The following is a 25,021-nucleotide window of genomic DNA, read 5'->3' as shown; positions in this document are numbered from 1 at the left end:
CAAGCGGCTGGCCGCGCGTGTCCACGCCCAGATCGTTGACGACGACGCTCGCCCCGCGGCTGGCCAGGTTCAGCGCGTAGTCGCGCCCAAGGCCGCTGCCGGCCCCCGTCACGATCGCCACTCGACCGTCAAAACGTACTTCCGCACTGCTCATTGCAACCACTCCGCAAACTCTTTTGAAGCAGGCATCATCCGCGCCCGCCAGTCGGTTATCACGAACCGGCCGCTGTCAGGCGCCCGGCGTGAAATCGACGTAAAGCCGGGTGAGTTTCAGGGTTTTGATCACCCATCCCTTGGCGGTCTTCTCATAGGTCTCGTGGTAATGACCCATGCCGTTCATCCGCTGGCCTGGCGTTGCGCTGTCAGCACTCCAGATCAGGTTGTCCTCCATGGCCCAGATGCCTTTGGCGGTCGTGTCCGACAGGATCTCGATTTCCGGACAATGGCCATGGTGCACCGACGTGATATCGCTGGTCAGCGAGGCGGCGGGGATGGCGACGGCGGCATCGGCACCCACGATCACGCCGGCGTCCGGCATGTCCGAAGTGATGTCGAACACGAGATCATCGGCGAAGACCGAGCGATAGCCTTCCCAATCCTTCGTATCCACGCAGCGAAAATACTTCGCCTTCAGACCCTTGATTTCCTCTATCGCGAGCAGCTTTTCGAGATCGGTCATCTTGTCGTACCTCAGTTAATCGAACGGCACAGGCCGCCGTCGACGCGATAGTTCGAACCGGTCATGTAGCTCGCCTGCGGGCTGGCAAGGAAGGCAACCATGCGGGCGATGTCCTCGGGCCGCCCGAAATGCCGGGTCGGCTGCACCACCACCTCGGTGGTGAAGCGGCGTTCGACGGTCGGCCAGTCAAGCTCGGTCCAGCCGAGCTGCTTGGCCCATTCGACGAAGCCCGCGCGCACGCCTTCGGTCGCGATCGCGCCGGGCGACACGGCGTTCACCGTCACGCCGGTACCCGCCAGAGACTTGGCAAGGCCGCTGCTGAGGTTGGTGACTGCCGCCTTGGCGGGCTGGTAATCCGCCAGATCGGCCTCGGTCTGGGTTGCCGATGCGCTGGACATGTTGATTATGCGGCCCCAGCCACGTTCGATCATGCCGGGCGCGAAGGCCTGGATCAGGCGGACCGTCGACCCGACATTCTGCTCATACGTCCAGCGCCAGTCATCCCATGGGGTTCGCAGCCAGTCGCGATTGAAGCTCTCGGCGGTCGTGTCGAGACGGTTCGAAGCCGCAAACCCACCGGCATTGTTCACGAGAATGTCGATCCCGCCAAACTCCTCCATGACCTGGGCGCTCACATCGGCACAGACCGACTCTTCGCTCAATTCCCCGATCACGTGACTTGCCTCGCCCCCGGCATCACGGATGCTTTGCGCTACCGCCTCGGTTTTCGCCTGGTCGCGACCGTGCACCATGACGCGCGCCCCTTCGGCGGCGAGAAGCCGGGCGGTTGCCGCACCGATCCCAGAGCTGCTGCCTGTGACCAGCGCGCGCTTACCTTCAAGTTCCAAATCCGATCGATCCTCCAGTCACGAACGGGCCGCATAGCAGGAAGGCGGCGCGCGATTTGTTGGGCGCCTGCGCACCTCGATGAACCGGGTGGTAGGGGTTTTGCTGCCGCAACATCAAGACGCAAAGGCCTGCGGCGGCTCTCGCAGCAAGAACTGTTACGGATGTGATATCCCACGCATTGGCGCGTCGCGGGCCATCGCATGGCGCAGATCCGGTTGATGCCGCCGGGCGCGCTGATAACATCGCGGCAGGGGCGCACGGACGGTTGTTGCGCATTGGGCAAGGTCGTCCGCGCGTGTCGCTCGCAAGTCGGCATCGCACGCCGACATGAGCCGGTGTGCGGACAGGCGTGCGACGTCCCGGAATTTTCCGCCAGCCGGCTGTTCCGGATGGAGAACACCCGCCATGCAGGCGAACGGCGCTTCCGTGCCGCGGCTGCACGCATGATCGTCAATTCAATGCAGGAGCTTTCAATCATGAGCAGAATTTCCCTCGACCAGGCGCAAGCCATCGTTGCCGGCGCCCTGAAGGAAGGGCGGGCGATGAATCTCAAGCCGCTCACCGTCGCGGTGCTCGATGCCGGTGGCCACGTGGTCGCCCTCGCGCGCGAGGACGGGTCCTCGAACTTGCGCCCGCAGGTTGCCACCGGGAAGGCGGCGGGCGCCCTCGCGCTGGGCATGTCGTCTCGCGCGATTGGCGAAATGGCCGAGCAGCGCCCCATGCTGATCAGTGCGGCCGGTGCGCTCAGCCCGGCGGGTCTGATCCCGGTGGCGGGCGGCGTGCTGATCCAGGGTGCCGGGGGCGAGCTGGTCGGCGCGGTCGGAGTTACCGGGGACCTCAGCGATAACGACGAGAAAGTGGCGCTCGCCGGGATCGCGGAGGCAGGCCTGACCGCAAAGGCCTGATCGCAAAGGTTTGACTCGGATCAGTCTCTCGATTGCGGCGCTTGCCAGGCGGCAAGGCGGCTACGGCGTCGCGCCGCGATCGAGGGTTGGGCGCATCTGCAAGCGATAAGCAGGCGGGTATGGCCCGAACTCCGTCCGTTCGAAAACCCCGCGTTCGAGTATCGCGTGCTTGGGTTGTCCCGCTCGGCCGGTCCGGCCGGCCGCCGACACGATGCGATCATCCCAGCCATGGCCTGGTCGCGACGTGCCCCAAGCTGCTCGCACGCGTCTTGCGGAACGTCGGCCCGATCAGGCCCGGCGTTGCGGAAACGGGGTGTCCCAGGGCAGGGTGACGTTGTAGCGGCCGCTTTCCGCAAGGTGCAGATGGAGAAGCGCAGTTGCGATGCCGGCCGATCCGATCATGTACCCCGTCTCGGCATTTACGATATTGGGATCGACCCGCGACCAGGCCATGAACCACTTGTCACCCTTGCCGTCGAGGTTGTTCGCCCGGCTGGATATGGTGCGTGCCGACCGGCGCGCGATTTCCAGATATTCCGGGTTGCCGTAACGCGCCCAGAGACCAAGAAACAGCGTGACGTGGCTCGCCACGCCGCAGCACTGCGTGGCCGTGTTCCACATTCCCGGGCTTTCGAGTTCCGGCGCACCCGTGGCGAGAATGCCGTTCGCCAACCGGGTCGTCCAGTCGAGATAGATTCGCTCGCCCGTGATGTTGTGAAGCTTGTAGAAGAGACGTGCCGTGCCAGCCGCGCCATGGCAGAAGCCCAGGTAGAAAAGGTCTGGACTGTCGGGAAGGGCATAGGGCAGCAGCGCTGCCTGAGCGCTGCCTGAGCGCTGCCTGAGCGTTGCCGACAGCAAGGCCCATGAGATACTGCGTTCCGCGCTTTGCCGCATCGAGGAAGCGTTGTTCGCGTGTTGCCTCGTAGATCGCGGCGAGGGTATAGACCGTGCCCGCCTGACCATATTCGAACCCGGGATAGAAGCGTTCGGGGTAAGAGGGGTTGTGCGAGATTTTCCACGCCAGCGAGCCGTCGCTTTCCCTGGTGGCGAGGCTGATCAGGCGATCGCCGGTCTTGACCGCGGTATTCATGATCTTCCTGTCGCCCAGCAGAGTGGCGAACTGGACCAGGAAGAGCACGGTACCGGCATCGGTGAGATAGCCCGCATATTCCGTCCACGTGCCCTTGGGATTGTCATGATCGGCGGCCGCGACGATCCGTTCGGCGATCGGGCGCAGCGCGGCGGTATAGCGCGGTTCGCCCAGCATCGTGCCGACCTGGTGAAGGGCCATGCCGATTCCGGCAATGCCGAAGGTGATGGCCCAGCGCATGTCCAGCGCCGGTATCGGCTTGGCGGCGATTTCGGGCCAGCGCTTCAGCAGACGCTCTGCTCCTGCCACTGCGGCGTCGCGATAGCGGGCCTCTCCGGTCTTTTGAGCAAGCTCTGCAAAAGTGACGATCATGCCGGCTATTCCGGAATAGAAGCAGTCGGGGGCAGAATCGGCGATGAACTCGCGCTTAGGGTTGGCTGCGTCGGCAGGGAAATAGGCCCCGTATTCGTCCGTGGTCTGGTTGGCGATGATCCAGTCGGCCGCCGACTTGGCCATCCCGAGATAGTCGGTCGACGGGCGAACGGCGAGTTGCCACTGCTGGGTGCCGTTCCGACCGTGCCGGCGATCCCCGGCGCGCTGCTGGCCTTTGCCGACTGTGCCGCGACCGGGTTTGCGGCGAGAATGACCCCCGCGCCAGCAGCGAAGGAGCCAGCCTGCAACAGCTTGCGGCGTGAAACGTGGGGTTCGCAGCCGTGATGTTCACATGTCATGTTCGGGCATCCTTTTTGATGCGCTGCACCGGCGCATTCGCAATTGTGGTAAAGGTCAATTTCCGCTGCGGCCCAGAGTTTGCAGGGGTTGTCCGGACGCTACGGCGCGCGACGCCGCGCCTCAACGAAAAATGTCCGGTGGACCAGTCATCGCCATCGGTTTCATTCACCTGATTTCCGGGCCCTGGCGTTCATCGTGTCGTGCAGCTGTGCAATCGTCTTGCTGGCAGTCGATTTGAACAGGCAAGGCAGGACGGCATGCACTGTGGCGGCGAGGCTGCAGGCAAGCATGACCATTGCGAACGACAACGCGGCACGCAGATGGGCGCCATAGCTTTCGTCGACGCTGTGCGGATGTTCGAGGAATACGCGGTTCAACATTGTGCGACTTGCTCCGGTCCTGAATTCTTCCTCATCCTAGCGATCGCAGTGAAGAAAGACCTATTGCGTTTTTCCCGGTATTGCTGGACCTGCGGCAAATTTTTCTCCAAAATTGGTCATGATGGAGAAAATTAATCTCGATCCGTTCGATCTTCGCATTCTCGAATCGTTGCAGGAGGACGCGACTCTCGCTGGCGCAGGTCAGCGCGAAGGTCGGCCTGTCCGCTTCGCCGTGCTGGAAGCGGATCCGGCGACTGGAGGAGTCCGGCGTCATTCGCAGACGCGTGGCGCTGCTCGACCGGCAGACCTTGCACCTGGGTGTGACGGTTATCGTCTCGATCCGCGCTGCGCGACACAACGAGGAATGGTTCGAGCAGTTCTCGCAAGGCGTGATCCGCATGCCCGAAGTGGTGGAATTCTATCGGATGAGCGGGGATGTCGACTACATCCTCAAAGTCGTCGCTCGCGATATCGAGGACTACGACCGGATCTATCGCGATCTCATCAAGATCGCCGATCTGAACGACGTGTCCTCCACGTTCGCGATGCAGGAACTCAAATCGACGACAGTGCTGCCGCTGCGCCGTTGACGCGGCAAGATCACGCGGCCTGATCACGCGGGGGCGGACGCGGCCCCTGTGACGCGCCGGTTGGTCACGATGCGCATGAACAGCGCCAGCATCAGGACGAGCAGGACCATGAGAATAGCCGAAGTCAGCGAATAGCTTCCCGTCCGTTCGTAGATCACCGCCGATAACACCGGTGCGAAGCTGCTGACGTTCATGAACAGGTAGCCGAGGCCAAGCACGCGTCCGAAGTTCTCGCGTCCGAACGTGCGCGCCAGCACGACTCCGAGCAGCGGTTGCATTGCTCCTGAGGCAAACCCGCAGATCGCCGCCACGAAGATGAGGCTGCGATAGGTGATCGGGCCCAGCCACGTGCCCAGGACGATCAGCGTCCAGGCATAGACGAGCGCAATGCCGAGAAAGCTGTAGCGCGGATCCGAACGGTCGATGACATAGCCCCAGAACGGCTTGTTGATGAGGGCACCACCCGCGAGGATCGATGTGAGCAGGGCGGCCTGGGCAGGAGTGCTTCCCAGTTCGCTGCCCATCGCCGGCAGATAGAACTGCAGGATGACCTGCACCGCCACCAGCGATCCCATGCCCAGCGTGGTGACCAGGAAGACCGGATTGCGCAGGATCATCATGGTCGTCAGCCGGGCGGGTGCGTCGCCGGGGCCTGCGATGGGCTGTTGCGCCGCGTACTCCACCCGTTCGATCGGTGCGAGCACCGCCGGCGGATTGCGGATCAGCATGAAGGCGATGGGCACCAGCACGACGAGGACGAAGACCGCGATGCCCGCATAAGTCGCCCGCCAGCCATAGGCCTCGATCGTGATCGCCATGATATAGGGCATGATGAGGCCACCAAGACCCGCACCGCTCGCCGCGAGAGCAAGCGCGAGGCCGCGGCGCCGGGCAAACCACTTCGCCGACAGGGTCTGCGCGGCAAACGCGCCCGCGCCGGTCGCGCCAATCGTCAGCAGCGTGGCATGGACCGCGATAAGCTGGAACACCGACTGGGCAAGGCTCACCCCGAACAGTCCGACGGCCAGCGAGACGAGGCTGAAGGTGACCAGCAGCCGCGCCGGATAGCGATCGAAGACCGGTCCGGCAAACGGGCTCAGGATGCTGATCGCGATGGTGCAGGCGAAGGGCACCGCCGACAGCGCGGCGCGGCCGACGCCGAAGGTTTCCATCCAAGGCAGCAGCGCCACGCCGTTGGCGTAGAACAGCAGGCCGATCGAGAATATCTGCATCGCCGCCGAGAAAGCGACGATGACCCAGCCGTAATAGAACGGCGTGGCGGGATGCGAGGCGTCGGTCATGGAGTCAGCTTGTCTTGTCGCTCAGCACGCCTTCGAGAGGACGGCCGCTTCTGTAGGCGTCGATATTGCACCGTACGCGGGCAGCCATTCCGTTGATCGCACCGGGCGTATGGGCGGAAACGTGGGGTGAAATGCGCACGCGGGGGTGGCCGAGCAGGGGATGGTCCGTCGGGGGCGGTTCCTGCCTCAGCACGTCCAGGGTCGCGCGCCCGACCACTCCGCTGTCGAGCGCGTCGCGCAGCGCCCTTTCGTCGACAAGGTCGCCTCGCGCGATATTGACGAAGTGGAGTCCCGGTTTCGCCTTGGCGAGCAGTGCCGCGTCGACCAGCCCGACCGTCGAAGCGGAGGAAGGAAGGGCCAGCACCACGTGGTCGCTGGTGGCGAAAAGATCGTCGAGAGAGGCTGCGCGGCGCACCCCATCGGGAAGCGGTGCATCGCTCGCCCGGATGGCCTGTACTTCCATGTCGAATGCCAGCGCCCGCCGCGCAATGGCCGCGCCGATCGCTCCGAAGCCGACGATCCCGAGCGTTGCACCGGCCAGCCCCGCGCTGGAGGGACCGGCACTGCCATTGCGGGGCCAGGCCTGCCCCTCTTCCCACACTTCGGGAATGCGCCGCGCCTCGGCCAAGATCGCGCCCATCGCGAATTCCGCCACGGCCACCGCATTGACGCCGTGCATGGTCGTTACCGTCACGCCATCGAACAACCAGTCGGGGTAGCCGTCGAGCCCGGTCGAGAGGAGCTGCACCCAGCGGATCGGACCCGGCCACGATGGCGGGCGGACGAGCGGTCCACCATACGCCTCGGGCGCAACCATCAGACATTCGACATCGCCTGGCGGCGCCGACAGGTCGGCTTGGATAATCCGCAGATCCAGGTTGGCGATGCCGCCCAGCCAGGCGCGCGCGGCCGCTTCGGGCAACTGGACCGCCGCGACCAGCGGACGCGTCATGCTCTCTTGCCCGCTCAGTCCAGCACCTCGGGGTGGCGGGCGATCATCGAGCGCCAGTACGGTTCGAACGAGAATACGCCGACCATGTCGGATTCCAGGTGCCGATGCGTCTTTTCGGCAATGTCGTCGGGCATCGGCGTGCTGCCGCCCGCTGCTTCGGCGAGGAGCTGCACGCGGCACGCATCCTCGAACGCAAGATAGCGCCAGACCGCCGATTCCACCGTCTGCCCCACGGTCAGGATGCCGTGGTTCTGAAGAATCGCGGCACGCTTGTCGCCCAGCGCATTGGCCAACCGCTGCGCTTCGTCCAGATTGTCCAGAACGCCCGAGAAATTGTCGAAGATGACATGGTCGCCATGAAAGATCGCCGCATCCTGAGTGAGCGGCGGCAGCAACCTGCCAAAGGCAGACCAGGTCTTGCCATAGATCGAATGCGAATGGGCGGCTGCATTCACGTCGGGGCGTTCGGCGTGAAGGCGCGAGTGGATCGCGAAGGCCGCCGGATTGATCTGGCCCTCACCTTCAAGGATGCGGCCCGTGTGATCGACCAGCATGAGGTCCGACACGCGCATCTCGCCGAACGGGAACATCACCGGATTGACCCAGAACCGGTCGTGATGTTCGGGATCGCGCACCGTGATATGACCGGCGGCGCCAAGTTCGAAATCCTTTTCGGCGAAGATCCGGAACGCGACCGCCAGACGCTGCTTGCGGTAAATGCGCTCCTTTTCGACCGTCTGGCAGGGAAACGCGACGTCCTTGCGCTCACCGATCGTCGCAATGGCGCCGGAGCGCCCGTCGGCTGGCGCAGTTCTTTCATCGCGCCTCAGGGTGGTGGTGTTCGGCATCGCATTCTCTCCCGGTTCTCAAGACCCGTTCAAGATCGCACGGTCGTTGATGGCAGGCGGGGTGGCAAACAAGAAATGATTAGCAGACATTGACCGGCGGTTATCGTCACGGCGATTTTGCCTTAGCGCGCCTTATCATGCCAACAGATTGTCTCGCTTTCCCCGATGGCCCTCGTGGCGATAGCAAGGTCGCGCCGGACCGGTCCCGCAGACAGCGGGCATCCGGCCGGACAAGGCGCCCGGTGAGGCGTCGATGAACGGCGGTGTCTCCGCCGGGGAGCTTGAAAATGGCAGAACTTGCAGAAATGCCCGTCAAGTCCGCGTCCACCGCGGCCGCCGCGCTCGATATTCGCCCGTTGACCGGTACTTTCGGGGCCGAAGTGCACGGCATTCGACTGGCCGATGACAACTCGCCCGACACGATCGCGGCGGTGCGCGAAGCCCTCGACGAATATCGCGTGCTCGTGTTCCGCGGTCAGACCGACCTCGATCCGCGCGGCTATATCCGCTTTGCCAGCCATTTCGGCGCACCCGAGGAGGTGCCGCATCCGTCGCTTCCCGCGTACAGCGACACCCAGGGCGAGATCCCGGGTATCAAAGTGCTGCACAGCAACGCCGACGAATATCGCGAGGACGCGATGGAGTGGAACCTCGATTCGTGGCACACCGACGGTGCGCCGCGCGCCAATCGCCACTGGCGCTCGCTGCTGCAGGCGATCGACGTTCCCGAATATGGTCGCGACACGATGTTCGCCGACATGGTTACCGCCTTCGAATGCCTTTCGCCCGCGATGCAGGCCTTTCTCGAGGGGCTGACATGCTCGCATTCCTGGGGTCCGCAAAAGCCGGACGCGCCCGCCGTCACCCACCCGATGGTCGTCACCCATCCGCGCACGGGCAAAAAGGCGCTCTATGTCAACAAGCTCTACACCCGCAAGGTGAACGAATTGCGCTATGACGAGAGCGCGGCGCTGCTCGCTTTCCTGATCGACCAGGCGAAGGTTCCGCAGTGGCAGCTCCGGCTGCGCTGGGAGCCGGGCACCGTCGGTATGTGGGACAACGAGTTCACGCAGCACTACCTGGTGTTCGACCGCAGCTACGACCGCGTCATGCACCGCATCATGATGACCTGATCGCCGTCGCGATTTTCTGAACGGGGACAGGATACCGCATCTTGCAGGCCTTGGTCGAATTCTGCCGCGCGCTGGAGCGCATTGCCGGCTCGGGTGCGTCCACCGGCATCGCGGGCGCGCGCGCGGCCGAAGCGATGGTTGCGCTGATCGCCGATGGCGGCTGGTTGCCCGACGCCTGGGCCGCGCCGAGCGATGTGCGCTACCAGCAGCACCTGCTCTATCTCGACCGGTCGGCGCGGTTTTCGGTCGTGAGCTTCGTCTGGGGACCGGGGCAGCACACCCCGATCCACGACCACGGCGGCCTGTGGGGTGTCGTCGGTGTCCTGCGCGGGGCAGAGCGATCGACGCGTTACGACCGTGGCGCCGACGGAGCGCTGACCGCACACGCACCCGACCTGCTTGCCGCCGGTGCCGTCGAAGTGCTTGACCCGGCGGTGGGCGACATCCACGCGGTGACCAACGCGCTGGCCGACCGGGTATCGGTTTCGATTCATGCCTATGGCGGCGACATCGGTTCGATCGAACGGCGCGCTTTCGATACCGACGGCACGCCCCGCCTTTTCGTGTCGCACTATTCGCCGCACCCCCCAATGATCGAGGTTCTCCCCTGATGCCGCCGCCAGCACCACGCCGCGCCGCACCGCTCGAAGTCCATCGCGCGTGGAAATTGCGCCACGAGATCGCGCTGCTCGACGTGCGGGAGGAGTTCGCTTTCGCCGATGCCCACCCACTGTTCGCGGCCTGCGTGCCGCTGTCGCGGATCGAGGTCGGCATCCGCGGCCTCCTGCCTCGGGCGGACGTGCCGATCGTGGTCTATGGCGAGGACGAGACCCAGGCGATGCAGGCGATCGACTGGCTGGCAGGGGCGGGATTCTCCGACCTGCGCCTGCTTGACGGCGGGCTGGAGGGATGGCGCGCGGCTGGGCTGGAGCTGTTCGCAGACGTCAATTCGCCGAGCAAGGCCTTCGGCGAGCTGGTCGAAAGCCGGCGGCACACCCCGCACATAACGGCGCTCGACCTCAACGACAGGCTGGCCCGCAACGAAGACCTCGTCGTGCTCGATGCAAGGCGGTACGACGAATACCAGACGATGAGCATCCCCACCGCGATCAGCGTGCCGGGCGCCGAACTGGTGTTGCGCGCAGGCGACATCGCCGTCGATCCGGCGACACCGATCGTCGTCAATTGCGCCGGGCGAACGCGCAGCATCATCGGTGCGCAGTCGCTTATCAACGCAGGGCTGCCCAATCCGATCATGGCGCTGCGCAATGGCACCATTGGCTGGTCGCTCGACGAACTCGAACTCGATACGGGACAGGCGCGCAGCTATCCCGACGTGGATCCCGACAAGATTCGTGGCCGGCGCGACCACGCCCGATCTGTGAGTTATCGGGCCGGGGTGCGCATGATCCGCGGCGAGGATCTGGCCGTGGCCATGACGCCCGGTCGCACCGTCTACCGCTTTGACATCCGCTCGCTGACAGAGCACGAGGCGGGCCATCCGGCAGGCTTTCGCCACGTGGCCGGGGGACAGCTGGTGCAGGAAACCGACATGTACGCGCCGGTTCGCGGTGCGCTCGTCGTTCTGTACGACGATCTTGGCGCACGCGCGCACATGAGCGCGTCATGGCTTGCGCAGATGGGCTGGGATGTGGTCGTCATCGAGGAGGCGGGCGCGGCGCTGACCATCGAGCGGGGCATCGCGCCCAACGATCGTGTGCCGGCGCCTGCCTGCGACACGATCGGGCCGGACGCGCTGGCCGCGGATGCGGGCGAATACCTGATCCTGGATCTTGCGCTCAGCACGCAGCACAAGAAGGGCCACGTGCCGGGCGCACGGTTCGTGATGCGAGGGCGCCTGGCCCGCGACTTGCCACCGGTAGCCGAAGGAACGACGATCGTGCTGACGTCGCCGGACGACGAGCTGGCGCGCCATGCCGCGCCCGAAGTGGCCGCGATCACCGGGCGCGACGTCGTCGTGCTCGAAGGCGGCACGAACGGCTGGGCGGCTGCCGGTCATGCGCTTTCCAGGGGCTTCGCCGATCCGCTGTCGGCAAACGAGGACGCCTATCGCCGGCCCTATGAAGGCACGGACAACCCGCGAGAAAAGATGCAGGCCTACCTCGACTGGGAATACGGGCTCGTCGCGCAGCTCGAACAGGACGCCAGCCACGGCTTTTTCGTGATCTAGGGAGCAAGGACAGTGACCATCGAACTCTATTTCGCCCCCGGCTCCTGCGCGTTTGCGCCTCTGGTCGCGCTGGAGGAAGCGGGCGCCCAATTCGTGCCGCATCGTCTCGTGCTGGCCGACGGCGACCAGCGTCGCAGCGAGTTTCTGGCGATAAACCCGCTTGGCAGGGTGCCCGCGCTGATCGTCGACGGCGAAGTGGTGACCGAGACGATCGCAGTGCTGACCTACATCGCCAATCGTTTCCCCGACGCGCGGCTGCTGCCGCTGGCCGACCCCTTGGCACTGGCGCGATGCTACGAGATGATGGCCTGGCTTGCGACGAACCAGCAGGTCTTCATCGCGCAGCTTTGGCGCACCGAGCGATTTGCCGACGACGAGACGACGTTGGCCGGCCTGAAGGTCGAGGCGCTGCAGAGGCTCAAGGCCGGGTTCGAAATGATCGACCAGAGGATCACCGGACCCTGGGCGATGGGAGAGAACTATACGGTCGTCGACCCCTATCTAGCGGTGTTCCGTCGCTGGGCGGAGCGGCTTGAGCTCGACACGAAGGGGTGGACCCGCTGGAACGAGCACAATCGCCGCTTCCTCGAGCGGCCCGCAGTACAGGCTGCGCTGGCGCACGAGGCGGCGACGAGGGGGCCGGCCTGAAACGAAATCGCCGTCCGGCGTCGCTTCAGGTCTTGGCGGGGTTGAGACCCACCGGGATCGCGCCGTCGATCGACACGCGGTGCATGATCCGGCGTTCGGTATAGTCGGCCGTGGCGTAGTGCTGCGTCGAATGATTGAACCACATCGCGACATCGCCCTTGGCCCAGCGCCAGCGCACGGTGTTTTCCGGCCGGGTGACGTGAGCCTGCACCATCTCGTAGATCTTGAGCGAGTCGGGATAGCTCATCCCCAGGATCTGGCGGAAGGCAAAGCCCATCAGGATTGCCGGTTCGCCGGTTTCGGGCACCACGTGGACCACCGGATGCACCGCCTCGCTGCCGATGCCGGGGTTGCGGTCATAGACCCCCGAGAGCTTTTCGGGCATGCCGGCCTCGTCGGTCGAATGGCGCGCATAGGCGTGATCGATCATGCGCTTGAGGCTGTCGGGCAAGCCTTCGTAAGCGGTCGCCGTGTTCGACCAGAGCGTGTCGCCGCCGATCGATGGCAACTCGATCGCGCGCAGCACCGAGGCATATGAGAGCCGCTCCTGATAGGTCACGTCGGTGTGCCAGCCATCGACCCGCAGCCCGTTCGTCGAATCGAGCTCGAAGACTGTCTTGGTGCCCTTCGGCGGCTTGACCAGCGGGTGCGCGGTCGTCGTCCCGAACAGTCCGGCAAAGGCTTCCTGCTCCTGATCGGTCAGGTCGAACTGTTCACGAAAGAAGATCACCTTGTAGCGGTGCAGCGCTTCGCGCAACGCGTCGACGGCGGCGTTTGACAAGTCTCCACCAAGTCTGATGTCATGGATGATGGCGCCAATGCGCGGCGTCAGTCGCTCGATCCTGAGCTCGGTCTTGCCTTCGGTCTGCACAGCCATGGTTTTCTCTCCCGTACCCCGTCGTTTATCGCGGGGCTGCTCGTGAACGGCCAAGTCTGGGGGTTGTCTCGCGCCGTCACAAGCAAGTCCTTTTTAGGCAGGGTTTAGCGCAAGTCAGGCCAGCGGCGGTCGGTCGCGATCACAAATGGGATGATTACAGACCCTCATCTTGCGTTCTATGAATGATGACGTTTTCTTATATATTGCCGATCGAGAGAGGTCAGTGACACTTCGCAATGGCGGTCAATCTACCCACCGAATTGCTTCGCACGTTCGCTGCGGTCGTCGACTGTACGACGATGCTGAAGGCAAGCAGCCAGATCAACGTCACGCCGTCGGCGATCAGCCTGCAGATCAAGCGGCTCGAGGAAATCGTCGGCATGCCGCTGTTCTTTCGCGACGCCCGCCGACTGACCGTCTCGCCGGCGGGGCAGATCCTGCTCGACTATGCACGCACGATCCTGGCCTGCAACGACGAAGCGATCGAGACGCTGAAGGGCGAACGTTCGGCGGGAGCCATCAGGCTCGGCGTCGTCGAGGACTTCGCCCGGACCCTGCTGTCGGGCGCGTTGCGGCTGTTTTCGGCGCTGAATCCGGACAGCCGGTTGAGCCTGCGCATCTGCGGTTCGCGTGAACTGCGCGATCTGGTGCAGTCGAACCGGCTCGATCTTGCTGTGGTGATCGCCGGGTCCGACGACCCCGAGATCATCGCCGAGCGTCCGGTGTCGTGGTACGGCGACCAGGACCTCGTCACGCGCGACGTCCTGCCCCTGGCCCTGCTCGAGGCGCCGTGCATGTTCCGCGAGATGGGCATCAGTGCGCTCGAACGGGCGAAGATACCTTACGAGATCGTGGTCGAAACCGCCTCCGCCTCGGTTTTGCATGCCGCGATCGAGGCCGGGCTGGCGATCGCGCCGCGAACCGGCACTTTCATGATGGACAATCCGGCGCATCGGGTCGCCGGCTTGCCCGAACTGGGAAGCGTCGGCTACGCCGTCCTCGAAAACGCGCATATCTCGCGCGGCGCGGCACGGCTTGCCAATCTCTTGCGGACCTCGCTTCGCGAAATCTGAGCCGGGGCACGGGCGCGAAACCCGGATGGGGGCGATCTGGCCGATATCGAACGAAGGGGGACGGACGGCATGAAGTTTTCGTGGCGCGGCGGGTATGATCGCATGCCGGATACCGCCAGCTTCGTCGGCGACCTGTTCGGCGAATACAACGAGGCTGGCGACCCCGTTCGCCCGCGATGGCGGCTTGCCCAGTTGTGGCCGGGACTGGCCGCCTGTGCCACCGCGGCGGCAACGGCGGCCTGGCTGGCCGACCATTACGGATTTCCGGTCATTCTTCTTGGCCTGCTGATTGGCGCTTCGCTCAACTTCGTCGGCGACGATGGCCGCGTGTTGCCGGGGCTCAACTTCGTATCGCGCTATGGCTTGCAGACCGCGATCGTGCTGCTGGGATTCAATGTCTCGATCGCGCAAGTGACGGCGCTTGGCGTCGCCCCGTTCGCATCGCTCATCGTCATCATGTCCGCTGCGATGCTAGCCGCGCTTATCGCCGCGCGGGTGCTGCGACAGCCGCTTGAAGTGGGCCTGCTCGCCGGTGGCGCGACTGCAATCTGCGGCGCGAGCGCAGCCTTCGCACTTTATGCCCTGATGGACCGCAAGCGCGTGGGCGAGGCGCATTTCGCGGTTACGCTGGCGGGCATATCGCTGGCCAGCGCGATCGCGATGTCGACCTACCCGATCATCGGGCGCGAGATCGGCCTTGGCGATTCCCAGGCGGGTTTCCTTATCGGTGCGACGGTTCACGACGTCGCGCAGGCGATCGGCGGCGGCTATGCCTTTTCGGACGATGCCGGACGCTATGCGACGATCGTCAAGCTGACCCGCGTGGCCCTTCTCGGTCCGGTCGTGCTGGCGGTCGGCCTGTGGCTGAGGATGCGCAACGGCGGAGCAGCGGGCGGACCGCGCTATCTGGCACCATGGTTCCTTGCCCTGTTCGCTCTGGTGGCAGTTGCGGGATCGTTCCTGGCGGTACCCACCCCCTTGCGCGATGGCGCGCTCACGGTGTCCAAGCTGTTGCTGCTGCTGGCGGTGACGGCCACGGCAATGCGCACCCGTCTCGACATGATCGGCGAAGTCGGACTGAGAGGCATCGCGCCGGTACTGGCGGCGACCCTGGCGAGCCTGGCTGCCGGTCTTGCGCTCACGCTGCTGCAGGCGAGCTAGGGGTCGCCTTTCCCGGCAAGAGCGACATCAAGCAGGCGACCCGTCTCCATATCCTCATCGTGATAGCATCAGGCGGCTATCCGATATGGCTTAGCATCGCATCGCCGCTGCTGTACCTTTTGCCACGGCAACGCATGGCCGGTGATAGCGGAGGCAGCATTGGACGGACTCTTTTCCCCGGTCACGATCGGCTCGGCCACGGTTCGCAACCGCTTCGTCCTGCCCGCGATGCAGCGCGGGATGGCCGTCCGCTATGCGCTGACCCCGCAATTGATCGAATACTATCGTCGCTGCGCCCACGGCGGTGCCGGGCTGATCATCACCGAATCGGCGGCGATCGATCACCCCACATCGACCGGGCACGACGGCTTCGTCCTGATGCTCGACGATAGGCGCGGCGACGGCTGGCGCCACTGCATAGACGTCGTGCATGCCGAGGACAGCAGCGTGCTGGTCCAGTTGAACCACACAGGCGCTTGCCGGGTCGAGAATTCGGGCGGTCCGCGCCCGGACATGGCCTCGCTCAGTCCCAGCGGACTGATCCGGTCCGGCCAGCCGAACGGCCGTGCCGCCACGCTGGACGAGCTTGGCGAACTGCGCGATGCGTTTGTTCGCAGTGCGATGTTCGCGAAGAAGTTCGGCGCTGACGGGGTCGAGGTACATTGCGCGCACGGCTATCTGCTCGACCAGTTCCTGTGGCACGAGACCAATTTGCGCACGGACGGTTACGGCGGCGCGACCCTGGCCGAACGCGCCCGCTTTCCCGCCGAGATCGTGCGCGCGATCAGAGAGGAAGCTGGCGACGATTTCGTGATCAGCGTGCGCTTTTCGCAGTGGAAGGAAGCCGATTATGCCGCTCGCATCGTCGAGGAAGAAGAGGACCTGCGGGCCTTCCTTGCCCGCATGCGCGATGCCGGTGCCGACATGTTCCATGTATCGACCCGGCGGTTCTGGGAACCGGCGTCGCCCGACGGAATGCGGACGTTCGCGGGCTGGGTCAAGTCGCTGACCGACGCTCGCGTCGTCGCCGTCGGCTCGGTAGGGCTCAACGTCGATGTCATGGATACGATCTACAGCGAAAAGACGATAGAAAGCCGTGCCGAACACAGCTTCGGCGTCCTGCAGGACCTGTTTGCCAAGGGTGAGTTCGACCTTGTTGCCGTCGGCCGCAGCATGATGGGCGACAACGACTGGGTGACCAAGGTGCGTGAGGGGCGTTTTGCCGAGGTGGTTCCGTTCCGGCGCGAAATCGTCAAGGAGGCGCTGGGTGAATGGGACGATACGGCGATCCGCCAGGCCGCCGAACACCACTGATCCCGCACGGAAGCGGCCCCGACCCCGCAGATGGGGCCGGGGCGATCACGTTCAGTCGATCGTCGCCATATCTATGACGAAGCGATACTTGACGTCGGACTTTTCCATTCGTTCGAACGCGGTTTCGATCTGGCTTACCGGGATCGTCTCGCAATCGGCGTTCAGGCCCTTCTCGGCACAGAAATCGAGCACTTCCTGTGTTTCGGCGATGCTGCCGATGGCAGACGCCGTCAGGACGCGGCGCCCCATCATCATGATGCCGGAATGGAAGCTTGGCACCATGTCGATCATGCCAAGCACCACGACCCGACCATCCAGTCCGGTCAGCATCAGATAGGGCGAAAGGTCATGCTGCACGGGGATGGTGTCGATCACCACGTCGAACTGACCCATGGCCGCGCCCATTGCCGCCTCATCGGTCGAGATCAGGACATCGGCAGCACCCAGCGCCATCGCGTCGGCGCGCTTGTTTTCCGAAGTCGTCACCACGACCACGTGAGCCCCCAAACCGGCGGCGAGCTTGACGGCCATGTGCCCGATCCCGCCCAGTCCGGCGACCGCGACGCGGGAATTCGGGCCGACGCCGGAATGCCGCAGGGCCGACCATGCGGTGACGCCCGCGCACAGCACCGGTCCTGCCCGCTCGGGGTCGAGCCCTTCGGGCACGCGCAACACGAAATCTTCCGACACCACGATGCTCTCGGAATAGCCGCCATAGGTCGGCGTGCCGTCATGCCGATCGTGCCCGCCGTAAGTACCGGTGAACTGGTTGGCGCAGTAATGCTCCTCTCCGGATTTGCACGGGGCGCACACGCGGCAGCTGTCGACCATGCACCCTACGGCCACCATGTCGCCCACCTTGTGCTTGCTGACGCTTGAGCCGATTGCCGCCACTTTGCCGACAATCTCATGGCCGGGAACGAAGGGATACGTCGTGTGGCCCCAGTCGTTGCGCGCCATGTGCAGGTCGGTGTGGCAAATCCCGCAATAGAGGATGTCGATGGCCACGTCGTCCGCACGCAAGTCGCGGCGGTCGATGTCGAGCGGCTCGACGCTCTGGCCGGGGGAAAGGGCGGCAAAAGCGCGGGTCTTGGTCATTTCAAGGCATCTCCCATATGGATCTTGTACTTGCGTCCGGGCGTCGGGACCGGCTGGCGCGGACCATAGGGTGCAAGCATCGCCCGGTTCGAACGAAATTCGCTGAGGCAGAGCTTAGCGATCGTCATCGACCGCAGGCTTGACCGGAGAGGCGGCGCCCAGCGCGAGAAGGTCCGCGACGCTGAACGCCCGGCCGTTGGCGATCACATGGCGCACATTGAACAGGGCGCCGATGTCGCGGCGGGGGTCGCCCTCGACCAAAACGATGTCCGCCAGCTTTCCGGCCTCGAGGGTACCCGCATCGAGGTCGAGAGCGCGCGCCGGCACCGCAGTTGCCGACTGCAAAGCCGTGAATGGCGAACGCCCTGCCGCGACATAGGCCGTCAGTTCCCCGATGAGGTTCGGCGCGATGACGAGATCGGTGCCCGCCACGATCCGCCCGCCCGCCGCATGCAACGCACGCAGCGTCGCATGTTGCCCGGGCTGCGCGGCGAGCAGCGCGGCAGGAAGCGGGGCTTCGGCCGTGAACGGACCGCTGGCCCACGCCGGATAGAGCGCCATGCGCGGATCGCGCCGCAGTTCGGGGTGCTGTGCAAAATATATGTTGAGTGCGCCGAAAACTGTTGGCGTGATCGTCGCCTGCGACCGGGCAAGCAGGCCGATGACGTCTTCGTAGGACCGACCGAGAGGGCCTTCCTTGGGCGAAAAGCCGCGTCGGCTGCTGCCTTCGAGGTGCTCGATGCTGTCGACCCCGGAATATGTCGACGGATAGATCTCGTGCGTGGCGACCGGCACGCCCATTGCATGGGCCGCCGCGATGATCCGGCGCTGCTCGGCGTCGGGCATGCGGACATAGCTCTTGATAAGGTCGTAGCGCAGCGCGCGTGCGCGTTTGAGTTCGCGCGCAAGGTGATCGGGCCCGGAGACCGCCGTGCCCATGCGGTAATAGACCCGTTGCCATTCGAGCAGCGGCCCGGTGGTATAGATGCGCGGCCCGATCCGCACGCCCGCCTCGCTCGCCTCCCGGTCCTCTACCCCGTCGTAAGGCTGGTTGCCCGGATCGCGCACGGTGGTCACGCCATAGGCAAGCCAGGCAAGGTGGGCGTTGGCGCCGGTATCCTTTTGCGGATGGGCGTGAAAGTCGATGAGGCCGGGGATCGCGGTGAGGCGGGGCGCGTCGATGATCCTGCCGGCCCCTTCGTGATTGCCTGCAGCGTGAGGCACGACGGCGGCGATGCGGTTGCCGTCGATCACGATGTCCATGTCGGCCTTAGTCGCATCGCGAACCGCGTCGACGAGGCCCCCCACGTGAACCACCATGCGTCCCGAGGGAACCGACAGGCGATAGGTGAAGTCGATCGGCACCTCGCGGTCGTTCGTGCCGTCCGCATCGATCATGCGAAGGCTGTCGGCCGACTGGTAGAGCAGTGCGCCGCCGTCGCCGCGCCACGTGGGATAATGCGCGATCCGGCTCGACAGCGTGCGCGCCGGGCCAGTCGTCGCTCCATCGGGACCGACGGGCCAGACCTTGAGCAGTCCGTCCTGGATTCCCGCCATGCGACCGCCGCCCGGTGACCAGACCGGTCCCCCGCCGCCGCGCGTGTCCAGCGTGCGTTCGGTCGCCATGCGCCAGAACGGGGGCTTCGCCGTGTCGACCGGCACGACCCAGACCTGATTGTAGCCCTCGCGCGCGCTCCCCGACAGGGGCTTGGCCAGAGCCACCGCGACATGTCGGCCGTCTGGCGACCAAGTCGGATTGCCGGGTTGCGGCAACGTCTTCTGGAGCCGCGTGGTCCGCCCTGTCGCCACATCTACCAGCATGAGCCCGGCCGTGCCGAAGAAACCGTCATAGTCGAGAAACGCGATTGTCGTGCCATCGGGCGACCATGCCGCGCCGAGCGGCTGCGTCGGCATCGACGTCAGCCGTCGCTCTGTGCCGGTCTTCATGTCGCGTAGCCACAATTGCATCAGCCCGCCGCCCTTGTCCGACGAATAGGCAAGCCTGGTCCCGTCGGCCGACCACGCCGGGTCCGCCTCCATCGCACCATCCCGCGTCAAAGCGGTCGGCGTGCCGCCGCTGGCAGGCACCGTGTAGAGATCTCCCAGCGCGACCAGCGCGATGGTCCGGCCGTCGGGCGAAAGCGCGGGATGCTGGATACCCAGCACCTTGCGCGGCGCGGAGGTTGTAAAGTCGCGGCGCGCCCGCGGGTATCGGGGACGGGTCGTTTCCAGCCGCGCCACGAAGGGCACGATCCGCGCCGTTTCCTTTGCGATTTGCCGGACATGCCCGTCTGCGGTTACATAGGCCGTTTCGCGGTGCCACCCTGCACGGAACGGAAACACCGCATCGATGTCGGCAATCGAGCGGCCATCGATCTCGAACCGGCTGCTCGTCGCGTCGCGGGCGACCAACGCGAGGGATCCGCCCGGCGAGAGCGAGGGCGCTTCATAGATCGTCCCGGCCGGTGCGGTGCGCTGGACCACGGCCTCGCCGCCAGCCGCCGCGACGGCCAGGATCGCGCTCGTCCCCGCCTCCCGCTCGGCGAACACGATGCGCTGTCCGTCCAGGGACCAGGCAGGCGACCGATCCTCGCGCGGGCCGCTCGTCAACTGCGTCAGGCGCCCATCGGAAAGGTCGAGCCGCCAGATATCGTAACTTCCGCCGCGCTCGCTTGCAAAGGCGATGCTGCGCCCATCGGGCGACCAGGCCGGTTCGCGGTCGTCGAAGGCGCCATCGGTAAGCTGGCGCTGATCGTGCCCGTCGGCGCGCATCGACCAGATTGCGTAGCGGCCTCCGCGATAGGCGTAATACGCGATGCGCTTTCCGTCAGGCGACCACGATGGCAGGTGGGCATCGTCGAAGCGGTCGGTCAGGGGATGTGCCCGCCCACCCTTGGGGGGCATCACCCAGATCGTGCCCTGAAGGTCGATGGCGATCTTGCGTCCGTCTGGCGAAACCGCCGCCGCGAACGAGGTGCCTGAAGCCACGTCGAAGGCCGATTTGCCTCGTTCCGCAGCGCTCGCGTGGGCAAAAGAGGCGACTGTCGCAATCGCGACCATCGCTGCCGCCATCGCGGCGCGTCCGATCAACAGCCTCGCAAGAGGCTTGCGCGCTTCCGCCTTGTCGCGGCTGCCTGCTGACCTCATCCCCGTGCCTCCCCGCGCGGCATGATCGCCGCGGCGGATCGCATGATAGGCAAGACCCACGGTCTGGCAAGGCAGGAGCATGAGCCAAGCCCGCAGCGCCGACGCCCTGGGTCCGGTACTATCAGATGACGGATACTTTCCTTGTATCGTTGCGCCGTCAGAGCGCCCCCCTCATAATTTCGGGCAACGAGTGGGGCGCCGCCAAGGCATGCCAGCCGAACGAGAGAGGATTGTCATGGCCACCATAGTGGACAAGGATGCACGCGCCTTCAGGCTGCAGGATATTGACCCGGACCTTCGCCGCGATCCCCGCTATGCAGAAGCGGCGCGCGATCCCGATGCAACGATCCCACAACTTACCATGCTCGCTTTCGAGGTCTACCGCGAACGACCGGCGATGGCCTGGCGCGCGGTGCATTCGGGCCTCCTCGATGACGATTACACGATCATCGATTATGCCGAGCTCGAGCGCCGCGTGCTCGGCGCCGCCGCCGCGCTCGCGCATGACCCGGCCCTGGGGCTCAGCCCGGGGGACCCAGTGGCGATCATGGCCTTTGCCAACGTCGACTTCGCCACGCTCAACCTTACGCTCGGCCTGCTGGGCCTGCCCATCGTGCCGTTGCAGACCACCGCCTCGGTCGAGGCGCTCGAAGGGATGATCGGCGAAGTCAGGGCACCGGTCATAGCGACCGCCCTCGAACATCTCGAGACCGCGGTCACGCTGGTACTCGGCTGCCCACAGACCCGCGCCGTCGTCGTGTTCGATCACGACGGCTTCGATGACACCGAATGCGCGCAGGTCGCGGCACAGAAGGCGCGGCTGGCGAAGGATCGGCCGGATGTGGTCATGATGACGTTCAGCGAAATGCGTGCACGGGGCGCGGCGCTGCCCCCGGCGACGCCCTATCAGCCTCAGCCGGGCGAAGATCCGCTGGTCGTCGTCTATTATACCTCGGGCAGCACTGGCACGCCCAAGGGCGCAATGCACACCCAGCGGCTGGCCAAGGCTGGGTGGCTCAACACCCGCGAGATCTCGCCTGTCGTGCTGAGCTATCAGCCGCTCAACCACGTATACGGCATGGTCTACCTGTGGCTGACGTTCGCCAGCGGCGGCATCACCTGTTTCACGGGGCGCAGCGATCTCAGCACGCTCATGGAGGACATCGCCGCCGTTCGGCCGACCACGATGGCGCTGGTCCCGCGCATCTGCGAACTCATCCACCAGCGTTTCACAGCGCAATTTCCGGACCTGGCCGACGAAACGGCGCTGGACGAGGCGCTGGCTGCGTTCAACGATCGGGCGCTTGGCGGGCGGATCGCGGACGCGGTCGTCGGCTCAGCCCCGCTCGATCCGGGCTTGCGCACGTTTATCGAGCGATTGTTCGGGCGTCCTATCGTCGATGGCTACGGGTCGACGGAATCGGGTTCGATCACTCTCGACCAGAAGGTCACACGCCCGCCGATCGTCGACTACAAGCTGATCGACGTGCCCGAACTGGGCTATTTCACCACCGACAAGCCGCACCCGCGCGGAGAGCTGCTCATCAAGTCGGTGGCGCTCTTTGCCGGCTATTTCGGCCGGCCTGACCTGTCGGCAGCGGCGTTCGACGACGACGGCTATTTCCGCACCGGCGACATCATGGCCGAGCTGGAGCCCGATCGGCTGGCCTATCTCGACCGGCGCAACAACGTGGTGAAGCTGGCGCAGGGCGAGTTCGTCGCCATCGCCCCGCTCGAGGCGCTTTTCACGCTGGGCGATCCGGCCATTTCGCAAGTCTATCTCTACGCCAACAGCGCAAGGGCCTATCTTCTTGGCGTGGTAGTTCCCGATCCCGCCGCCCTGCCTCCCGGCCTTGGTGAGGCGGAGGTGAAGGAGCATCTTCTTGCCGCGCTGCGCCGGATCGGTCTCGAGGCCGGGCTAAACGCCTACGAAATCCCGCGCGACATCATCGTCGAGAACGAACCGTTCTCGGTTGCGAACGGGTTGCAGTCCGCGCTCGCCAAGCATCTGCGGCCAGCCCTGAAGGCCCGCTATGGCGACAGGCTGGAGGCGATGTATGCGACCCATGCGGACGACCAGGCGATCGAACTCGACGAGTTGCGCCGTCACGGCCGCGATCGCCCGATGAGCGAGACCTTGCGCCGCGCCGCAGCGTCGATCCTGGGCATTCAGGCCGCAGAGGTGTCGGATGATACCTCCTTCGCGGCGCTGGGCGGCGATTCACTGGCGGGGCTCTCCTATGCGCTGCTGCTCGAGGATATCTACGGCTTCCCGGTCGATGTCGGCACGATCATGCATCCTGCCGGATCATTCGTGCAGCTGGCCCGGGACATAGAGCGGCAGCGTGGCGGCGAAGGCGAGGGCGGGGTCGGGGCCGCCGACGTGCACGGGCCGGATGCCGCCGTCATCCGTGCCGCCGACCTGACGCTCGACAAGTTCATCCCGCGCGAGGTGCTGGCCGATGCTGCCGCAATCGCCCCGGCCTCGACGGGCGAGCCGCGCTGCGTGTTGCTCACCGGGGCCAATGGCTTTCTCGGCCGCTTCCTCGCGCTGTCATGGCTGCGGCGGCTGGCGAAGGTCGATGGCAGGCTCATCTGCCTGGCGCGCGGTGCTGACGCTGCGGCGGCGCGCGAACGGCTGCTGCGTTCCTTTGCGGGCGGCGACGACGCGCTGGCGCGCGATATCGACGCACTCGCCGAAGGGCGGCTTGAGGTGCTGGCCGGGGATCTCGCCGCGCCGCGCCTCGGCCTTGAAGGTGCCGACTGGTCTCGCCTCGCCGCAGACGTGGATGCGATCGTGCACCCCGCCGCACTGGTCAACCACGTCCTGCCTTATGCGCAACTGTTCCGGCCCAATGTCGCGGGCACGGCAAGCCTCATCGAACTGGCGCTGACCACGCGGGCCAAACGCATCATCCACGTGTCGACCGTGGCCGCCGCGTTCCACGACGGCCGCGTCGCTGCGGAAAACGACGATGTGCGCGCGGCGATCCCCCAATGGCGCGCATCGAGCGGCTATGCCGACGGTTATGGCGCGAGCAAATGGGCGGCCGAGGTGCTGCTGCGCGAGGCGAACGAACACTTCGGGCTGCCGGTAAGCGTTTTCCGGTCGGGCATGATCATGGCGCCTGCCGGTTATTCCGGCCACCTCAACCTTCCTGACATCTTCACGCGCCAGATTCTCAGCCTTGCCGCCACGCGCCTCGCTCCGGACAGTTTCTACGAAGGAGAGCGCGCGCATTATGACGGCCTGCCGGTCGACTTCATCGCCGATGCCGTCGCCGCGATCGGTGCCGGGCAGGATTCGGGTTTCGCGACGTTCCATGTGCTCAACCCGCACGACGACGCAGTGTCGCTGGACACGTTCGTCGACTGGCTTGAGGAGCTGGGTTACTCGATGACCCGCGCCTCATTTGCCCAATGGCGCGACCGTTTCGAGGGAGCGCTGCGCGCCTTGCCCGACGAGGTTCGCCAAGCCTCGATGTTGCCGCTTCTCGAAGCCGTGGCCCGGCCGCAGCCCGCCAATCCCGGGTCGACGTTGCCCTGTCCTCGCTTCGTCGAAGCGACGGCGCGCGCCGGGGTGACCGACGACGGCCAGGTGCCGCACCTTGGTGCGGCACTGATCGGGAGATATGTCACCGATCTGAAGGCGCAGGGATTGCTGTCTTGAGCCGCAGCGAATGGTCGCACGGCTGGCGCACGGTCGCAGGCGGCAGCGTAGGCATGATCTTCATCGGCGGGGTCACAAGTGTTACGGGCGTGGTGATGGAGCCGCTCGCCACGGACTTCGGCTGGACGCGAGCGCTCGTCACCGCGAATATCATGATCTGCTCGGTGATGTCGCTGCTGCTTGCTTGCACCGGTGGTGGGATATGCCATCGGTCGCTTCGGCGTGCGGCGCTGCGCCATGACCGGTGCAATCGCGGCAGTTCCGGGCATATTGGCGATAGCGCTCAACCGGCGGCCAACCGCATGGCCCATGCGTTGCAAATGACGGGCCATCTGCCGACTGCCATACCATGGGCAGTCCATGAACACCTGATCGATCAAGGC

At 65.3% G+C, this 25,021-nt stretch carries 21 protein-coding genes and 3 pseudogenes; 11 read left to right on the top strand and 13 right to left on the bottom strand.

Features of this window, described 5'->3' with window-relative positions; genetic code table 11:
- The 3 genes from B5X69_RS21130 to B5X69_RS17985 form a co-directional block, all read right to left on the bottom strand.
- Positions 1–154 (bottom strand): SDR family NAD(P)-dependent oxidoreductase (locus B5X69_RS21130; RefSeq protein ID WP_139375862.1); only part of this gene is annotated, 154 nt, incomplete at its 3' end.
- A 75-nt stretch (positions 155–229) separates the two neighbouring features.
- The gene (locus B5X69_RS17990; protein ID WP_079639945.1) at positions 230–679 is read right to left on the bottom strand and encodes a nuclear transport factor 2 family protein; all 450 of its coding nucleotides are present in this window, start codon (positions 677–679) and stop codon (positions 230–232) included.
- 11 nt (positions 680–690) lie between these two features.
- Positions 691–1,527, bottom strand: coding sequence for an SDR family NAD(P)-dependent oxidoreductase (locus B5X69_RS17985; RefSeq protein ID WP_079639944.1), 837 nt, complete (start codon positions 1,525–1,527; stop codon positions 691–693).
- A gap of 201 nt (positions 1,528–1,728) precedes the next feature.
- On the opposite strand from B5X69_RS17985, the gene B5X69_RS22375 reads away from it, so the two are divergent.
- The gene (locus B5X69_RS22375) at positions 1,729–2,433 is read left to right on the top strand and encodes a GlcG/HbpS family heme-binding protein (protein ID WP_342745807.1); all 705 of its coding nucleotides are present in this window, start codon (positions 1,729–1,731) and stop codon (positions 2,431–2,433) included.
- A gap of 288 nt (positions 2,434–2,721) precedes the next feature.
- On the opposite strand, the gene B5X69_RS22320 is transcribed toward B5X69_RS22375, so the two are convergent.
- From B5X69_RS22320 to B5X69_RS17970, 3 genes and pseudogenes are all read right to left on the bottom strand, one after another.
- Complete coding sequence (locus B5X69_RS22320; protein ID WP_281250954.1) at positions 2,722–3,327, bottom strand: lanthionine synthetase LanC family protein; 606 nt, start codon at positions 3,325–3,327, stop codon at positions 2,722–2,724.
- Positions 3,308–4,039 (bottom strand): annotated as a pseudogene (locus B5X69_RS22315) (lanthionine synthetase LanC family protein); the annotation flags it as partial. The pseudogene B5X69_RS22315 and the gene B5X69_RS22320, both read right to left, overlap by 20 nt.
- 377 nt (positions 4,040–4,416) lie before the next feature.
- Positions 4,417–4,635 (bottom strand): DUF6356 family protein, encoded by a 219-nt coding sequence (locus B5X69_RS17970; protein ID WP_079639942.1) that lies wholly within the window; start codon positions 4,633–4,635, stop codon positions 4,417–4,419.
- A 121-nt stretch (positions 4,636–4,756) separates the two neighbouring features.
- Between B5X69_RS17970 and B5X69_RS17965 the strand changes: the two are divergent.
- A pseudogene (locus B5X69_RS17965) lies at positions 4,757–5,225 on the top strand (Lrp/AsnC family transcriptional regulator).
- Positions 5,226–5,248: 23 nt separating this feature from the next.
- Here the strand turns inward: B5X69_RS17965 and B5X69_RS17960 are convergent.
- From B5X69_RS17960 to B5X69_RS17950, 3 genes are read right to left on the bottom strand one after another with little or no spacing between them, the layout of a single operon-like run.
- Positions 5,249–6,526: an MFS transporter gene (locus tag B5X69_RS17960; protein ID WP_079639941.1), complete on the bottom strand. Its 1,278-nt coding sequence runs from the start codon at positions 6,524–6,526 to the stop codon at positions 5,249–5,251.
- Between the two features lie 4 nt (positions 6,527–6,530).
- Positions 6,531–7,478 (bottom strand): NAD(P)-dependent oxidoreductase, encoded by a 948-nt coding sequence (locus tag B5X69_RS17955; protein WP_079639940.1) that lies wholly within the window; start codon positions 7,476–7,478, stop codon positions 6,531–6,533.
- A 14-nt stretch (positions 7,479–7,492) separates the two neighbouring features.
- Positions 7,493–8,326 carry a class II aldolase/adducin family protein gene (locus tag B5X69_RS17950; RefSeq protein ID WP_079639939.1) on the bottom strand — a complete coding sequence of 278 codons (834 nt, stop codon included), beginning with the start codon at positions 8,324–8,326 and terminating at the stop codon, positions 7,493–7,495.
- Positions 8,327–8,613: 287 nt separating this feature from the next.
- Between B5X69_RS17950 and B5X69_RS17945 the strand changes: the two genes are divergently transcribed.
- From B5X69_RS17945 to B5X69_RS17930, 4 genes are read left to right on the top strand one after another with little or no spacing between them, the layout of a single operon-like run.
- The gene (locus tag B5X69_RS17945) at positions 8,614–9,459 is read left to right on the top strand and encodes a TauD/TfdA dioxygenase family protein (protein WP_079639938.1); all 846 of its coding nucleotides are present in this window, start codon (positions 8,614–8,616) and stop codon (positions 9,457–9,459) included.
- A 41-nt stretch (positions 9,460–9,500) separates the two neighbouring features.
- Complete coding sequence (locus B5X69_RS17940; RefSeq protein ID WP_245798794.1) at positions 9,501–10,070, top strand: cysteine dioxygenase family protein; 570 nt, start codon at positions 9,501–9,503, stop codon at positions 10,068–10,070.
- The gene (locus B5X69_RS17935; protein ID WP_079639937.1) at positions 10,070–11,650 is read left to right on the top strand and encodes a rhodanese-like domain-containing protein; all 1,581 of its coding nucleotides are present in this window, start codon (positions 10,070–10,072) and stop codon (positions 11,648–11,650) included. Before B5X69_RS17940 ends, B5X69_RS17935 begins: the two co-directional genes overlap by 1 nt.
- Before the next feature lie 12 nt (positions 11,651–11,662).
- The gene (locus B5X69_RS17930; protein WP_079639936.1) at positions 11,663–12,298 is read left to right on the top strand and encodes a glutathione S-transferase family protein; all 636 of its coding nucleotides are present in this window, start codon (positions 11,663–11,665) and stop codon (positions 12,296–12,298) included.
- Positions 12,299–12,323: 25 nt separating this feature from the next.
- Here B5X69_RS17930 and B5X69_RS17925 read toward each other — a convergent pair whose 3' ends face one another.
- Positions 12,324–13,175, bottom strand: a complete 852-nt coding sequence (locus B5X69_RS17925) for a TauD/TfdA dioxygenase family protein (protein WP_079639935.1) — start codon at positions 13,173–13,175, stop codon at positions 12,324–12,326.
- Positions 13,176–13,411: 236 nt separating this feature from the next.
- Between B5X69_RS17925 and B5X69_RS17920 the strand changes: the two genes are divergently transcribed.
- The 3 genes from B5X69_RS17920 (at position 13,412) to B5X69_RS17910 (ending at position 16,723) form a co-directional block, all read left to right on the top strand.
- Complete coding sequence (locus B5X69_RS17920) at positions 13,412–14,248, top strand: LysR substrate-binding domain-containing protein (protein ID WP_079639934.1); 837 nt, start codon at positions 13,412–13,414, stop codon at positions 14,246–14,248.
- 69 nt (positions 14,249–14,317) lie between these two features.
- Positions 14,318–15,409 carry a YeiH family protein gene (locus tag B5X69_RS17915; protein WP_245798793.1) on the top strand — a complete coding sequence of 364 codons (1,092 nt, stop codon included), beginning with the start codon at positions 14,318–14,320 and terminating at the stop codon, positions 15,407–15,409.
- Positions 15,410–15,568: 159 nt separating this feature from the next.
- A complete protein-coding gene (locus B5X69_RS17910; protein ID WP_176141667.1) occupies positions 15,569–16,723 on the top strand; it encodes an oxidoreductase in 1,155 nt (384 codons plus the stop codon).
- A gap of 51 nt (positions 16,724–16,774) precedes the next feature.
- On the opposite strand, the gene B5X69_RS17905 is transcribed toward B5X69_RS17910, so the two are convergent.
- Genes B5X69_RS17905 through B5X69_RS17900 form a run of 3 tightly spaced genes read right to left on the bottom strand, consistent with a single transcriptional unit; the run spans position 16,775 to position 21,049 of the window.
- A complete protein-coding gene (locus B5X69_RS17905; RefSeq protein ID WP_079639932.1) occupies positions 16,775–17,821 on the bottom strand; it encodes an NAD(P)-dependent alcohol dehydrogenase in 1,047 nt (348 codons plus the stop codon).
- Positions 17,818–17,949 carry a hypothetical protein gene (locus tag B5X69_RS22310; protein WP_281250953.1) on the bottom strand — a complete coding sequence of 44 codons (132 nt, stop codon included), beginning with the start codon at positions 17,947–17,949 and terminating at the stop codon, positions 17,818–17,820. Before B5X69_RS22310 ends, B5X69_RS17905 begins: the two co-directional genes overlap by 4 nt.
- The gene (locus tag B5X69_RS17900; protein WP_079639931.1) at positions 17,936–21,049 is read right to left on the bottom strand and encodes an amidohydrolase family protein; all 3,114 of its coding nucleotides are present in this window, start codon (positions 21,047–21,049) and stop codon (positions 17,936–17,938) included. The genes B5X69_RS22310 and B5X69_RS17900 overlap by 14 nt, the downstream gene beginning before the upstream one ends.
- A gap of 154 nt (positions 21,050–21,203) precedes the next feature.
- On the opposite strand from B5X69_RS17900, the gene car reads away from it, so the two are divergent.
- Together car and B5X69_RS21595 are read left to right on the top strand one after the other, a co-directional pair.
- Positions 21,204–24,638: a carboxylic acid reductase gene (gene car, locus B5X69_RS17895; RefSeq protein WP_176141666.1), complete on the top strand. Its 3,435-nt coding sequence runs from the start codon at positions 21,204–21,206 to the stop codon at positions 24,636–24,638.
- Positions 24,635–25,021, top strand: a pseudogene (locus B5X69_RS21595) (hypothetical protein); the annotation flags it as partial. The gene car and the pseudogene B5X69_RS21595, both read left to right, overlap by 4 nt.

Origin of the sequence: Sphingopyxis flava (assembly GCF_900168005.1) — a bacterium.
In the GTDB taxonomy this organism is placed as follows: Bacteria; Pseudomonadota; Alphaproteobacteria; order Sphingomonadales; family Sphingomonadaceae; genus Sphingopyxis; species Sphingopyxis flava.
This window is presented reverse-complemented; position numbering and strand designations above follow the sequence as displayed.